The organism is Streptosporangium sp. NBC_01810, assembly GCF_035917355.1.
In the GTDB taxonomy this organism is placed as follows: Bacteria; Actinomycetota; Actinomycetes; order Streptosporangiales; family Streptosporangiaceae; genus Streptosporangium.
Window position 1 is genome coordinate 3,693,190 of the sequence record NZ_CP109070.1, and the last position, 15,789, is coordinate 3,708,978.

At 72.1% G+C, this 15,789-nt stretch carries 1 protein-coding gene (only partly in view); it reads right to left on the reverse strand.

The features are described from left to right. Window positions 1–15,789, reverse strand: the end of a protein-coding gene (locus OIE13_RS16585) for an SDR family NAD(P)-dependent oxidoreductase (protein ID WP_442816068.1). The gene runs 20,268 nt beyond the window's last position; 15,789 of the gene's 36,057 nt are visible here — the last part of the coding sequence; its start codon lies beyond the right edge, outside the window; its stop codon occupies window positions 1–3.

The following is a 15,789-nucleotide window of genomic DNA, read 5'->3' on the forward strand; positions in this document are numbered from 1 at the left end:
TCACGACAGGCCGAGTTCATTGTCGAGCATTTCGAACATCTCGCTGTCCGTGGCCGAGTCGAGATCGAACTCTGTACCGCTGGAATCGTGCAAAAGTGCCGCCCATTTGGTCTTCAGAATGTCCAGGCGCGCCGCGACCTGCTTGTGCACATCGAGGTCGACGGTCATCTCGGTGAAAGCCTTCTCCAGTTTCGCGAGCTCGGCCAGCAGCATCGCGGACCCCGTCTGCTCGGTCAGGCCGAGCCGGTCGAGCAGGTGGTCGACCAGAGCGAGCGGTGTGGGGTGGTCGAACACCAGGGTGACCGGCAGGCGCAGCCCGGTGGCATCGGTCAACCGGTTGCGCAGCTCGACGGCGGTGAGCGAGTCGAAGCCCAGATCCTTGAAGGCCCGGTCCGGTTCGACGGAGTCGGTTCGGGCGTGCCCGAGTACGGCCGCCACCTGGCCACGCACGAGATCCAGGAGCACTTCGGCGCGCTCGGCGGTGTCGAGAGCGGTCAGCCTGCGCAGCAGGGTGTCCGGCTCCTCCCGCCTGCCCGTGGCCGTCCGGCGCCTGCCGGACGCCAGGCCCCTCAGCAGCGGCGGAACCTCCTCACGCGCCCGCAGCGCCGGCAGGTCGAACCGGACCGGTACCAGCACCGGACGGTCCACGGCGCCGGCGGCGTCGAACAGCCCCAGTCCCTGCTCCACCGACAGCGGAAGGATGCCCGCGCGCGCCATCCGCCGCCGATCGGTGTCGTCAAGCCCGCCGGTCATGCCACCGGTCATCCCGGCGTCCTGCGCCCAGGGCCCCCAGGCCAGCGACATCGCGGCCAGGCCGGCGGCCCGCCGGTGGTGGGCCAGGCCGTCGAGGAAGGCGTTGGCCGCGGCGTAGTTGCCCTGCCCCGCGCCGCCGGCCACGCCGGCCACCGACGAGAAGAGCACGAACGCGGCGAGATCCACTCCCTGGGTGAGCTCGTGCAGATGCCAGGCGGCACCCGCCTTGGGCGACAGCACGGTGTCCAGCCGCTCGGGACTCAGGGAGGGAATCGTCGCGTCGTCCAGTACCCCCGCCGCGTGGACGACCGCGGTCAGCGGATGCCCGGCGGGTACGGTGGCCAGCAGGTCCGCGAGCGCGCCCCGGTCGGACACGTCACACGCGGCGACGGTGACCTCGGCACCGCGGGCGGCCAGCTCGGCCCGTAGCTCGGGGGCGCCGGGCGCCTCCAGCCCCCGGCGGCCGGCCAGCAACAGCCGCCGTACTCCGTGCTCGCTCACCAGATGTCGCGCCACCTCGGCGCCGAGGCCGCCCGTACCGCCGGTGATCAACACCGTGCCCTCGGGGTCCCACTGCCGTACGCCGTCCCCGCCCGGCGCCGCCGGCACCAGGCGCGCCACTCTCAGCACCCCGTCACGTACCGCCACCTGCGGCTCACCACAGGCCAGCACGGCCGACAGCAGCGCCCCGGAAGGCTCCAGCGGCGCATCGAGATCGACGAGCACGAACCGGCCGGGGTTCTCCACCTGCGCGGCACGGACCAGTCCCCACACGGCGGCACCCGGCAGGTCGGTCACCCGGTCGTCGTCCTGAACCGCGACCGCACCGCACGTCATCACGATGAGGGTGGTGTCGCCGAACCGTTCTTCCGCGAGCCAGCGCTGCAGGAGGCCCAGAACACGGGCGGTGGACTCGCGCGTCGCGGCGATGACGTCCACGGAGTCCCCCGCAAGGAACGGGCCCGCGGCCGCGGCACGCGGCGCACCGTCCCGCAGCGCGTCCAGCGTGCCGTCCAGCGTGGCGAGATCCCCGATCGACACCGCCACGTCCAGCAACGCCACGTCCAGCTCCGCGACATCCAGCTCCGCGACGTCGGCCGGCGCCTCGGACAGAGGCGTCCACTCCAGCTGGAACAGCCCGTCCCCCGCTGCCCGGCGCCCACCGCCGACGACCAGGCCGCCAGGCGATACCGGACGCGACACCAGCGACTCGGCGGTGAGCACGGGCGCTCCCGCCATGTCCACCGCGGTCACCGACACCGTGTCCTCGCCGGTTCTGGTCACGCGCACGCGCAGCGTCGTCGCGCCGCCGGCGTGCAGGTGCACTCCGCCCCACGCGAACGGCAGGCGTCCCGCCTCGGGCTCGGCCGCCTCCAGGAACGGCACCGCGTGCAAGGCGGCGTCCAGCAGCGCCGGGTGCAGGCCGTACGAGCCGGCGTCACCGACCTGCTCCGGCAGGGCGATCTCCGCGAACACCTCGTCGTCACGCCGCCAGGCCGCGCGCAGCCCCTGGAACAGGGGACCGTATACGAACCCGCCCTCGGCGAACCGGTCGTAGAGGCCGTCCAGCTCGACGGCGGACGCTCCCTGCGGCGGCCACACCTCGGCGTCGAAGGCCACGGCCCGGCCCGCGGCCGCGCGGCCGCCACCGGAGAGCACACCGGCCGCGTGCTGTGTCCACGGTTCGTCATCGGCGGCGCCGGCAGGCCGCGCGTAGACGCCGAACTCGCGGTGACCCGACGCGTCGGGCGCGCCCGCCGACACCTGTACGGCCATCGCGTCCTGCTCGCCGAACACGAGCGGGGTGGCCATGGTGAGCTCCTCCACCCGGTCACAGCCGACCTGGTCTCCGGCCCGGATGGCGAGTTCCAGCAGTCCCGCGCCGGGGAAGACCACCATCCCGCCGACGGCGTGGTCGGCAAGCCACGGGTGCGATCGCGGCGAGAGACGGCCGGTGAGCACGACCCCGTCCGACCCGGCCAGCCGCACCGCGGCCCCCAGCAGCGGATGCGCCGCCGCCGCGAGCCCGAGATCCCGGACGTCCCCGAGCCGCCGCCCACTCGGCCAGAACCACTGATGCCGGAAGGCGTACGTCGGCAGGTCCACCCGGCGGGCACCGCCGAACACGGTCCCGAACACGGCCGACCAGTCCACCGCGACACCGTGCGTATGCAACGTCGCCACCGCCGCCATGATCGCATTCTGCTCGTCGCGGTCCCCGCGTAGCGCCGGGACCAGCACCGCCGCCTCGTCCGAGACGGTGTCCTCGGCCATCGCGGTCAGCACCCCGTCGGGTCCCAGTTCGAGGTACGCGGTGACCCCGCACCGGCGCAGTGTCCCCATGCCGTCGGCGAACCTGACCCCGCGCCGTACCTGCTCCACCCAGTAGTCCGGTGAGCACAGCTCCTCGGCCGATGCGGGCTCGCCGGTCACGGTCGAGACCACCGGGATCCGCGGTGCCGCGAAGACCAGGCCCTCGGCCACCCTCCGGAACTCCGCCAGCATCGGCTCCATCAGCGGCGAATGGAACGCGTGGCTCACTCTCAGCCGCGTCGTCCTGCGCCCCTCGGCCTCCACCCGGGCGGCGATCCGGACGACCGCTTCCTCGGCACCGGCGATCACCACCGAAGCGGGCCCGTTCACCGCGGCGATGGAAACCTCGTCCTCGTACCCGGCGAGGAGCGGCAGCACCTCCTCCTCCGGGGCCTGTACGGCGACCATCGCGCCGCCCGCCGGCAGCTCCTGCATCAGCCGGGCACGCGCCGCCACCAGTCGGCACGCGTCCTGGAGCGACAGCACGCCCGCCACGTGCGCGGCCGTGATCTCCCCGATCGAATGCCCCGCCAGAAAGTCCGGCTTGACGCCCCAGGACTCCACCAGCCGGAACAGCGCCACCTCCAGTGCGAACAGCGCCGGCTGGGTGTATCCGGTCTGGTTCAGCAGTTCGGTGTCGCCGAACATCACCTCGCGCAGCGGGCGGTCCAGTTCGGGATTCAGGTGTGCCAGCACGGCGTCGAAGGCGTCGGCGAACACCGGGAACCGCTCGTACAGCCCACTGCCCATTCCGGCCCGCTGAGCGCCCTGTCCGGTGAACAGCAGCGCGAGCCTGCCCGGCCGCGCACCACGTCCCCGGACCATTCCAGGCGCCGGCCGCCCATCCGCCACCGCCGCCAGGCCCGCCAGCAACCCGTCCCGGTCATCGGCCAGCACCACCGCCCGATGCTCGAACGCCGAACGGCCCGTCGCCAGCGAGAAGCCGACGTCCACGGGGGAGACGTCCGGATCGTCCTGGACCCGCGACAGCAGGCGTGCCGCCTGTGCCCGTAGCGCGTCACCCGTCTTCCCCGACACCGGCACCGGCACCGGCACCGGCACCGGCACCGGCACGACGCCTGATGCCGAGCCGGTCTCCCCATACGACGACCCGTCCGGCAACCGACGCTCGGCCGGCGCGTCCGCGATCGGCGGCGCCTGCTCCAGGATCACGTGTGCGTTGGTCCCGCTGATGCCGAACGACGACACCCCGGCCCGCCTCGGCCATCCGACCTCCGGCCACGGGCGGTGCTCGGTCAGCAGTTCCACCGCGCCCTGCTCCCAGTCCACGTGCGACGAGGGCGCGTCCAGGTGCAGCGTGCCCGGCAGCACCCCGTGGCGCATCGCCATGACCATCTTGATCACACCGGCGACGCCCGCCGCCGCCTGGGTGTGACCGATGTTCGACTTGATCGAGCCCAGCAGCAGCGGGCGGTCCTCCGGCCGGTCCTGGCCGTAGGTCGCCAGCAGCGCCTGCGCCTCGATCGGGTCGCCCAGGCTCGTCCCGGTTCCGTGGCCCTCCACCACGTCCACATCAGCCGGGTTCAAACCCGCACCGGCCAGTGCCTGGCGGATCACCCGCTGCTGCGAGGGACCGTTCGGCGCGGTCAACCCGTTGGAGGCACCGTCCTGGTTCACCGCCGACCCGCGTACGACGGCCAGCACCTGATGGCCGTTGCGCCGCGCGTCGGACAGCCGTTCCAGCACCAGCGTCCCGACGCCCTCGGACCAGCCGACACCGTCGGCGGCGTCGGAGAAGGACTTGCACCGGCCGTCGACGGCCAACCCGTCCTGAGCGCTGAAGTCGATGAACGCCCCCGGGGTCGCCATCACGGTCACCCCGCCGACCAGTGCCAGCGAGCACTCACCGCCGCGCAGCGCCTGCGCCGCGAGGTGCAACGCCACCAGCGAGGAGGAGCACGCGGTGTCCACCGTCACCGCCGGCCCCTCCAGGCCGAGGGTGTAGGACAGCCGCCCGGACAGCACGCTGCCGGCCGTACCGGTGCCCATGAAGCTCACCACGTCCGGCGGGAACTCGGCGCTCGTCGCGTAGTCGTGGTACATCAACCCGGCGAACACTCCCGTGTGGCTGCCGCGCAGCGAGAGCGGGTCGACGCCGGCCCGCTCGATCGCCTCCCAGGACACCTCAAGAAGGAGCCGCTGCTGCGGGTCCATCGCCAGCGCCTCACGCGGCGAGATCCCGAAGAAACCGGGGTCGAACTCTCCCGCGTCGTGCAGGAAGCCGCCCTCGCGGACGTAGCTGGTGCCCCGGCGTTCGCGGTCGGGGTCGTACAGCGACTCCAGATCCCAGCCACGAGAGGTCGGGAACGCCGAGATCGCGTCGGTACCTTCATCGACCAGCCGCCACAGCTCCTCGGGGGACGTCACTCCGCCCGGGTACCGGCACGCCATCGACACGATCACCACGGGATCGTCACCGACCGGCGTGACCGTCTGCGCGGCCGTCCTCTCGGGCGCCGCGCCGTCGTGCTCGCCGAGCAACTCCGCCAGGAGGAACTCCGTCAGCGCCGTGACGTTCGGGTAGTCGAACACCAGCGTCGCGGGCAGCCGCAGCCCGGTGTCCGCGGCCAGCCGGTTGCGCACCTCGACGGCTGTCAGCGAGTCGAAGCCCATGCTCTGGAAGCTGCTCAACGGCTCGATCGCGTCGCCGTCCGCGTGGCCCAGCGCCAGCGCCACCTGGCCCCGGACCAGCTCCAGCAGGGTGGCCGTCCGCTCACCCGCCCCGAGCGGCGCGAGGCGGTCGACGAGTGCGGTCGACGCCGCGGCCGTGATCTGCCGACGGACCGACGGGCGGATCAACCCTCGAAGCAGGAACGGGACGTCCTGGCCGGTGCGCAATGCCGCCAGATCCAGACGTGCGGGCAGCAGAGCCGGTCCGTCTCCGTCGCCCGTGACCGTCGCGTCGAACAGTGCCAGACCGTGATCCGGGGACAGCGGGAGCATCCCGCGCCTGGCGAGCCTGCCCATCTCGGCCTCGCTCAGGGCGCTGGTCATGCCACCCGCCTGGTCCCACGGACCCCATCCCAGCGAGAGCCCCGGTAGCCCCTCGGCCCGGCGGCGTCGGGCGAGCGCGTCCAGGAAGGCGTTCGCCGCCGCGTAGTTGGCCTGCCCGGCCGTCCCGAACGTCCCCGCCACCGACGAGAACAGTACGAACGCGGACAGATTCTCGTCTCGGGTCAGCTCGTGCAGATGCCAGGCCGCGTCCACCTTGGGGCGGAACACCCTCTCCAGGCTCTGCGACGTCAACGCGCCGATCACACCGTCGTCCAGCACGCCCGCGGTATGCACCACCGCGGTCAGCGGGTGCTCGGCTGCTATCCCGGCCAGCAGACCGGCGACGGCGTCACGGTCCGCCAGGTCACATGCCACGACGGTCGTCCGAGCGCCGAGTCCGGTGAGCTCCGCCACCAGCTCGTCGACGCCCTCCGCCCGGTCACCGCGACGGCTCGCCAGCGTCAGGTGCCCGATGCCGTGCTCGGCCACCAGGTGACGGGCCAGCATGCCGCCCAGGCCACCGGTGCCGCCGGTGATCAACACCGTGCCCTCGGGGTCCCAAGCCAGGCCCGGTAGCTCGGCGGGCGGGAAGACGCGGGCCAGCCGACCGGCCAGCACGGCACCATCCCGGATCACCAGCTGCGGCTCGGCGGCGGCCAGGGCCGACGGCAGCGCGGCGATCGACGTCGCCGGCACCCCCCTCCGGTCACGGTCGCCGCTTTCCCGGATGTCGAGGTCGATCAGCGCGAACCGGCCCGGATGCTCCGTCTCGGCGGCACGCACGAGCCCCCACACCGTCGCCGCCGCCACGTCATCGCCGTCCACCGCGCCCCGGGTGAGGAACGCCAGCCGCGAACCGGCGAACCGCTCATTGGCGAGCCAGGATCGCACCAGGTCCAGCACGGACGACGCCAGGCTGTGGGCGGCCGCCGGCACCTCGTCGCCCGGGTCTCCGGTGACGAGGACCAGCACCGTGCCCGGCACGGGCACATCGCCGTCGTACGCCTCTCCCAGCGACCGCAGGTCGGCACCGACCCTGATGGGACCGCCCACCGTGGCGGCAAGGGCCTCGGTGAGCCCCCACCCGTCCGGGCCCACCACTGCCAGCGTGCTCGGCGACACCGCGGACACCGGCGATGCCGGGGCCACCAGCGGGACCCAGTCCAGCCGGAACAGGGAGTCCCTTCCGATCGCTCGCGGGCCGGCGGCCTGTCCGTCCGAAAGGACGCGCAGGGTCACCGACCTGATCGAGGCCACCGGACCGTCCACGCCGGCGATCGCGATCGACATCGCGTCAGGTCCGGCCCAGGACATCCGCACCCGGACCGCCGATGCCCCCGACGCGTGCAAGGACACGCCCTCCCACGCGAAGGGCACCTTACGCCGGGCCTCCTCGCTCTGGTCCAGGAGCAGGCACAGGTGCAGCACCGCGTCCAGCAGCGCCGGATGCACACCAAACGCCCCCGCCTCGGCCGCATCCTGCTCGGGCAGACTGATTTCGGCATACATGTCCGAGTCGCATCGCCAAGCCGCGGTCAGGCCGCGGAACACCGGCCCGTAGTCGAAGCCGTCCGCCGCCCGCCCCTCGTAGAAACCTTCCAACGAGATCGGCGCCGCACCGGCCGGTGGCCACACAGTCGTGTCGAACGGCGGTGTGGCATCGGGGGCGGTAAGGGGCTCGTCGACTGCCAGGAGCCCGCTCGCGTGCCGTGTCCAGGGACGCTCCTCCTCGCCTTCCGGCCGCGCGTACACGCTCAGCGGCCGGTGTCCCCTCTCGTCGGGCTCGCCCAGCCGTACCTGTATCCGGACGCCGCCCTGTTCGGGCAGCGTCAACGGCGCGGCCAGGGTCAGCTCGTCCACTCGCGTGCAGCCGACCTCGTCACCGGCCCGGATCGCCAGTTCCAGGAACGCCGTCGCCGGTACCACCACCCGGCCCGACACCACGTGATCGGCCAGCCACGGCTGGGAGCGCACCGACAACCGGCCGGTGAAGAGCACCTCGTCGCCGCCCGCCAGCTCGACGGCGGCTCCGAGCAAGGGATGGTCCGGCGCTCCGAGCCCGGCGTCGGTCACATCGCCGACGCGGGTGAGCGAAGGCCCCGGCCAGAAACGCCGACGCTGGAAGGCGTAGGTGGGCAGCCCCACCCGGCGGGCGCCGGGGAACGCCGCCCGCCAGTCCACCGGTACTCCGTGTACGTGCAGGGCGGCCAGCGCCGTCATCACCGTGTTCCGCTCGTCCCTGCCTCCGCGCAGCACCGGCACCAGCAGCACGTCCGGATCGGCCGCCGCCCCCGCCTCGGCGTCGCGCGCCGAAACCGCGGGCGCATCCGCACCGGCGCCGGCATCCGCCGTCAGGACGTCCTGCGCCATGGCGGTCAGTACGCCGTCGGGGCCCAGTTCCAGGTAGGCCCGCACCCCCTGAGCGTGCAGCGTCCGGACGCCGTCGGAGAACCGGACGGCCTGACGCACCTGGTCGACCCAGTAGTCCGGTGAGCACAACTGCTCGGCGGTGGCCGCCTGCCCGGTCACCGTGGACACGAGCGGGATCTGTGGCGGGCTGTAGGTCAGCGTGCCCGCCAGGGTACGGAAGTCCTCCAGCATCGGATCCATCAACGGCGAATGGAACGCGTGCGACACCCGCAGCCGCTTCGTCCTGATCCCCTGAGCCTCCAGAGCGGCAACCACCTCCAGCACCGCCTCCTCCACCCCGGCCACCACCGAGGCCGGACCGTTCACCGCCGCGACCGACACCTGCTCCTCGCGCCCCGCCAGCAGGGCGGCGACCTCCTCCTCAGAGGCCTGCACCGCCGCCATCGCCCCACCGGCAGGTAGCGCCTGCATCAACCGCGCCCGACCCGCCACCAGCACACACGCATCCTTCAGGGACAACACCCCCGCCACATGCGCCGCGGTGATCTCCCCGATCGAATGGCCGGCCAGCACATCGGGGCGCACCCCCCAGGACTCCACCAGCCGGAACAGCGCCGTCTCCACCGCGAACAACGCCGGCTGCGCCCACCCCGTCCGATCCAGCAACCCCGCCTCGACCGACCCCGGCTCGGCGAACAGCACCTCCCGCACCGAACACCCCACCCACTCGACCGACCCGCCGTCCGGCTGCCCGGCCGGCTCCCGCTCCAACCGCTCCAGCAGCGGATCCAACTCCGCGATCACCGCATCCAACGCCGCCGCGAACACCGGGAACCGCTCATACAACTCCCGGCCCATCCCCGCCCGCTGACTGCCCTGACCGGTGAACAGCACCGCCAGCCGCGGCTCCGCCCCGGCCACCCCGCGCACCACACCCGCACCCGCACGGTCCTCGGCCAGCGCCCCCAGACCGGCCAGCACCCCATCACGATCGGCGGCCAGCACCACCGCCCGATGCTCGAACGCCGACCGCGTCGCCACCAGTGAGAACGCCGCATCGCTCAACACCAGACCCGGATCGGTGCCCACGTACGACGCCAGCCGCCCGGCCTGCGCCCGCAACGCCTCCGCCGTACGACCCGACACCACCACCGGAACCACCGGCGGCCCCACGGCGACATCCGTTACCGGCACCATCTCGGCACCCGGCATCCGGTCCTGTCCGGGCGCTTCGGCCGTGACCTGCTCGTCCTCTGGCCCCTGTTCGAGGAGCACGTGCGCGTTGGTGCCACTGATCCCGAACGACGAAACCGCGGCCCGGCGCGGACGCCCGGCCTCCGGCCACGACCGCGCCTCGGCCACCAGCTCGACCGCGCCCTCGCTCCAGTCCACATGTGAGGACGGCTCGTCCACATGCAACGTGCGCGGCACCACGCCCTCGCGCATCGCCATGACCATCTTGATGATCCCCGCCACACCGGCGGCCGCCTGGGTGTGACCGATGTTCGACTTGATCGACCCCAGCAGCACCGGCCGATCCTCCGACCTGTCCTGCCCATAGGTCGCCAGCAGCGCCTGCGCCTCGATCGGGTCACCCAGCGTCGTCCCGGTGCCATGCGCCTCCACCACGTCCACCTCGACCGGCGACAACCCGGCGCCCGCCAGCGCCTGACGGATCACCCGCTGCTGCGACGGACCATTCGGCGCCGTCAACCCGTTCGACGCGCCGTCCTGGTTGATCGCCGACCCGCGCACCACGGCCAGCACCTGATGACCGTTGCGCCGCGCGTCCGACAACCGCTCCAGCACCAGCACCCCGACGCCCTCGGACCAGCCGACCCCGTCGGCGCTGTCGGCGAACGCCTTGCACCGCCCGTCCACCGACAGACCACGCTGCCGGGAGAATCCGATGAAGGTGTTCGGAGTGGACATCACCGTCGCCCCACCCGCCAGCGCAAGGGAGCAATCGCCCGCCCGCAGCGCCTGCGCCGCCAGATGCACCGCCACCAGCGACGACGAACACGCCGTGTCCACCGTCACCGCCGGACCCTCCAGGCCCAGCGTGTACGACACCCGGCCCGAGGCCACACTCGGCGCGGTTCCAGTGCTTTCGTAGCCCTCGACGGCATCGCGCTGAGCGATCCCCTCATCGGTGGTGGCCTGGTGTACCCGGCCGGCCGCATTACCCAGCGCCAGACCGTAATCGTTGTACATCAGACCGGTGAACACCCCGGTCCGACTACCCCGCAACGTCCCCGGCTCGATCCCGGCCCGCTCCACCGCCTCCCACGACACCTCCAGCAGCAGCCGCTGCTGCGGATCAACCGCCAGCGCCTCACGCGGCGAGATCCCGAAGAACCCCGGATCGAACTCATCGGCATCGTGCAGGAACCCGCCATGACGCGTATACGACGTCCCCACCCGACCAGGATCCGGATCATAGATACCCTCCAGATCCCAACCGCGGTTGGTCGGGAAACCGGTGATCGCGTCGCTCTCCTCGATCACCAGGCGCCACAGATCCTCCGGAGAGGAAACCCCGCCCGGATAACGACACGCCATCCCCACGATCACGATCGGATCGTCGGCCACCGAACGCACCACCGGCGAGAGCACACCCGCATCGGCCCGCTCACCCAGCAACTCACCCAGCAGGAAATCCGCCAGACCAACCGGAGTCGGATAGTCGAACACCAACGTCGCCGGCAACCGCAACCCCGTCGCCGCATTCAACCGATTACGCAACTCCACCGCGGTCAGCGAATCGAAGCCCAGCTCACGAAACTCCCGCCGCACCTCCACCGACTCCGGTGAAGCGTGCCCCAGCACCACCGCCACCTGCGCCCGCACCAACTCCACCACCGACCGCACCCGATCAGCCTCACCCAGCCCGGCCAACCGCCGCACCAACGCCCCATCACCCGACGCCGACCCCGACACCGCCGACCGGCGCACCCCCCGCACCAGCCCGCGCAGCAGATGCGGCACCTCACCCTGTGCCCGCACCGCCGCCACCTCGAACCGCGCCACCACCAGCACCGCACGATCCACCGCACCCGCCGCGTCGAACGACGCCAGCCCCTGCTCCACCGACAACGGCGACATCCCCGCCCGCGTCATCCGCCGCAGATCGACCTCATCCAGCCCACCGGTCATCCCGGCGTCCTGCGCCCACGGCCCCCACGCCAGCGACAGCGCGGCCAGCCCCTGCGACCGCCGCACCTGCGCCAACGCGTCCAAGAACGCGTTCGCCGCCGCGTAGTTACCCTGACCCGCCCCACCGAACGTCCCCGCCACCGACGAGAACACCACGAACGCCGCCAGATCCAGACCCCGGGTCAACTCATGCAGATACCAGACCGCATCCACCTTCGGCCGCAACACCACATCCAGCCGCTCCGCCGACAACGACGGAATCGTCCCGTCGTCCAGCACACCCGCGGTATGAATCACCGCCGTCAACGGATGATCGGCCGGGACCCGCGCCAGCAGCGCCGCCACCTGATCCCGATCGGCCACATCACACGCCGCGATCTCCACCTCGACCCCATGCGCGATCAGCTCCGCCCGCAACTCCAGCGCGCCCGGAGCGTCCAGGCCCCGGCGGCTGGTCAGCAGCAGACGCCGCACCCCACGCCCGGCCACCACATGCCGCGCGAACAACCCGCCCAGACCACCGGTCCCACCAGTGATCAACACCGTCCCCTCCGGATCCCAGACGCGATCCTCACCCAGACCAGAGCCAGAGCCAACCGCGAGGTCAACACCACACCCAACGCCAAGGCCATCACCGGAACCAGAGCCGGAGCCGGAGCCGGAGCCAGGCGTCACCCGCGCCAAGCGCGGCACCCGCACCTCACCCCCGCGCACCGCCACCTGCGGCTCACCCGAGACCAGCACCCCCGACAACACCCCGGGCAGCGCCGACAGAGACACCCCCTCCTCCACATCCACCAGCACGAACCGGCCAGGATTCTCCGACTGCGCCGACCGCACCAACCCCCACACCGCCGCCGCGCCCAGATCGGTGACCGCCTCCCCCGCACCTGCCACGACCGCGCCCCGCGTCACCATCACCAGCCGCGAATCAGCACACCGCTCATCGGCCAGCCACCCCTGCATCCACCCCAGCACCCGGGCGGTCAAGGCATGCACCGACCCCACCACGTCCCCGTCCCCGGACCCGTCCCCGGCCGACCCGACCACGACGGTCACCACCTCCGGCACCACCTCCAGCACCGCCGGCCCCGCCTCCGAACCCGATTCCAGGTCCAGACTCAGCTCAACCACATCAAGCTCGACACCGGCCACCTCCGACACTTCGGGCAACACCGTCCAGGCCAACTGGAACAGCGAGTCCCCAAGCGAAGCGCCACCGGCGGCCGGCTGATCGACCACGATCGGCCGCAACACCAGCGAACGCGCCGACAACACCGGCTCCCCAGCCGCGTCCACCGCACTCAGCGACAGCGCATCGTCACCCGTCCAGACCAACCGCACCCGCAACACCGACGCACCACCCGCGTGCAGACACACCCCACCCCACGAGAACGGCAACCGCACACCCTCGGAACCCTCCAGCCCGGCAAAGGCCACCGCGTGCAACGCCGAATCCAGCAACGCCGGATGCAACCCGAACGACCCCGCATCGGCAACCTGCTCAGACAGGCCGACCTCGGCGAACACCACACCGTCCGCACCCCGCCAAGCGCCCCGCAACCCCTGAAACACCGGCCCGTAACCCAGCCCACCCTCGGCCAGCCGCTCATACAACCCATCCAGCTCGATCACCGACGCACCCCGCGGCGGCCACACCGCCGTATCGAAGTACCCCGCGACCTCACCACTGTTCCCGCCACTGGCCAGCAGACCACCGGCATGCCGTACCCAGGCACCGTGATCACCGGCCCCGGCCGGCCGGGCGTGGACGCTCACCTCACGCCGGCCCACCCCGTCCACAGGTCCCACCCGCACCTGCACCGCGACCGCGTCGTCCGCACCCAGCACCAGCGGCGCGGTCAAGGTCAGCTCCTCGACCAGATCACAGCCGACCTCATCACCCGCCCGCACCGCCAGCTCCAGGAACCCGGTGCCGGGGAACACCACCATCCCGTCCACCATGTGATCGGCCAGCCACGGATGCGACCCCAGCGAGATACGACCGGTCAGCAGCGCCTCATCGGTATCGGCCAGCCCCACGGCAGCACCCAGCAGCGGATGCCCCGCCACGACCTGTCCGAGACCTTCGGCATCTCCGGCCCGTCTGCCACTCGGCCAGAACCACTGACGCTGGAAGGCGTACGTCGGCAACTCCACCCGGCGGGCACCGGGAAGCACCGTCGGCCAGCTCACCGGCACCCCACGCACGTGCAGGGCGGCCAGCGCCGTCATGATCGTCGCCTGCTCGTCCTGGCCCCTGCGCAGCGCCGACACCAGCACCGGGTCCGAGTCCGCATACCCGCCCATGATGACGCGATGAATATCCGACTCCTCGGCGGCCACCCGCGAACGGGCAGCCTCCTCCGCGTCGGCGAGTACGGTGAGGGTGTCATCGGCCATCGCGGTCAGCACACCGTCCGGCCCCAGCTCCAGATACGCCCGCACCCCCTGAGCGTGCAACGTCCGGACACCGTCGGAGAACCGCACCGCGCCACGCACCTGATCCACCCAGTAATCCGGTGAGCACAGCTGCTCGGCGGTGGCCGCCTGCCCGGTCACCGTCGACACGAGAGGAATCTGTGGCGGGCTGTAGGTCAGCGCGCCCGCCACCGCCCGGAAGTCCTCCAGCATCGGATCCATCAACGGCGAATGGAACGCATGCGACACCCGCAACCGCTTCGTCCTGACCCCCCGAGACTCCAACTCGGCGGCGATGGCCAGCACCGCCTCCTCCACCCCGGCGATCACCACCGAGGCCGGACCGTTCACCGCCGCGACCGACACCTCCTTCTCACGCCCCGCCAGCAGGGCGGCGACCTCCTCCTCAGAGGCCCGCACCGCGACCATCGCCCCACCGGCGGGGAGCGCCTGCATCAACCGCGCCCGACCCGCCACCAGCACACACGCATCCGACAGGGACAACACCCCCGCCACATGCGCCGCCGTGATCTCCCCGATCGAATGCCCCGCCAGCACACCCGGCCGCACCCCCCAGGACTCCACCAACCGGAACAGCGCCGTCTCCACCGCGAACAACGCCGGCTGCGCCCACCCCGTCCGATCCAGCAACCCCGCCTCGACCGACCCCGGCTCGGCGAACAGCACCTCCCGCACCGAACACCCCACCCACTCGACCGACCCACCGTCCGGCTGCCCGGCCGGCTCCCGCTCCAACCGCTCCAGCAGCGGATCCAACTCCGCGATCACCGCATCCAACGCCGCCGCGAACACCGGGAACCGCTCATACAACTCCCGGCCCATCCCCGCCCGCTGACTGCCCTGACCGGTGAACAGCACCGCCAGCCGCGGCTCCGCCCCGGCCACCCCGCGCACCACACCCGCACCCGCACGGTCCTCGGCCAGCGCCCCCAAACCGGCCAGCACCCCATCACGATCGGTGGCCAGCACCACCGCCCGATGCTCGAACGCCGACCGCGTCGCCACCAGTGAGAACGCCGCATCGCTCAACACCAGACCCGGATCGGTGCCCACGTACGACGCCAGCCGCCCGGCCTGCGCCCGCAACGCCTCCGCCGTACGACCCGACACCACCACCGGAACCACCGGCGGCCCCACGGCGACATCCGTTACCGGCACCATCTCGGCACCCGGCACATGACCCTCTGCGCGACCCCTGGCCTCAGTCTCCGGAAGCTCCGGCCCCTGCTCGACGATCACATGCGCGTTGGTGCCGCTGATCCCGAACGACGACACACCCGCCCGGCGCGGACGGTCGGTCTCCGGCCACTCCGTCGGCTCGGTCAGCAACTCCACCGCGCCCGAGGCCCAGTCCACATGTGACGAGGGTGCGTCCACATGCAGCGTCTTGGGCAGCACCCCGTGCCGCATCGCCAGCACCATCTTGATCACACCTGCCACACCGGCGGCCGCCTGGGTGTGACCGATGTTCGACTTGATCGACCCCAGCAGCAGCGGCCGATCGTCCGACCGGTCCTGCCCATAGGTCGCCAGCAGCGCCTGCGCCTCGATCGGGTCACCCAGCGTCGTCCCGGTCCCGTGACCCTCCACCACGTCCACCTCGACCGGCGACAACCCGGCGCTCGCCAGCGCCTGCCGGATCACCCGCTGCTGCGACGGACCATTCGGCGCGGTCAACCCGTTCGACGCCCCGTCCTGGTTGATCGCCGACCCGCGCACCACGGCCAGCACCTGGTGGCC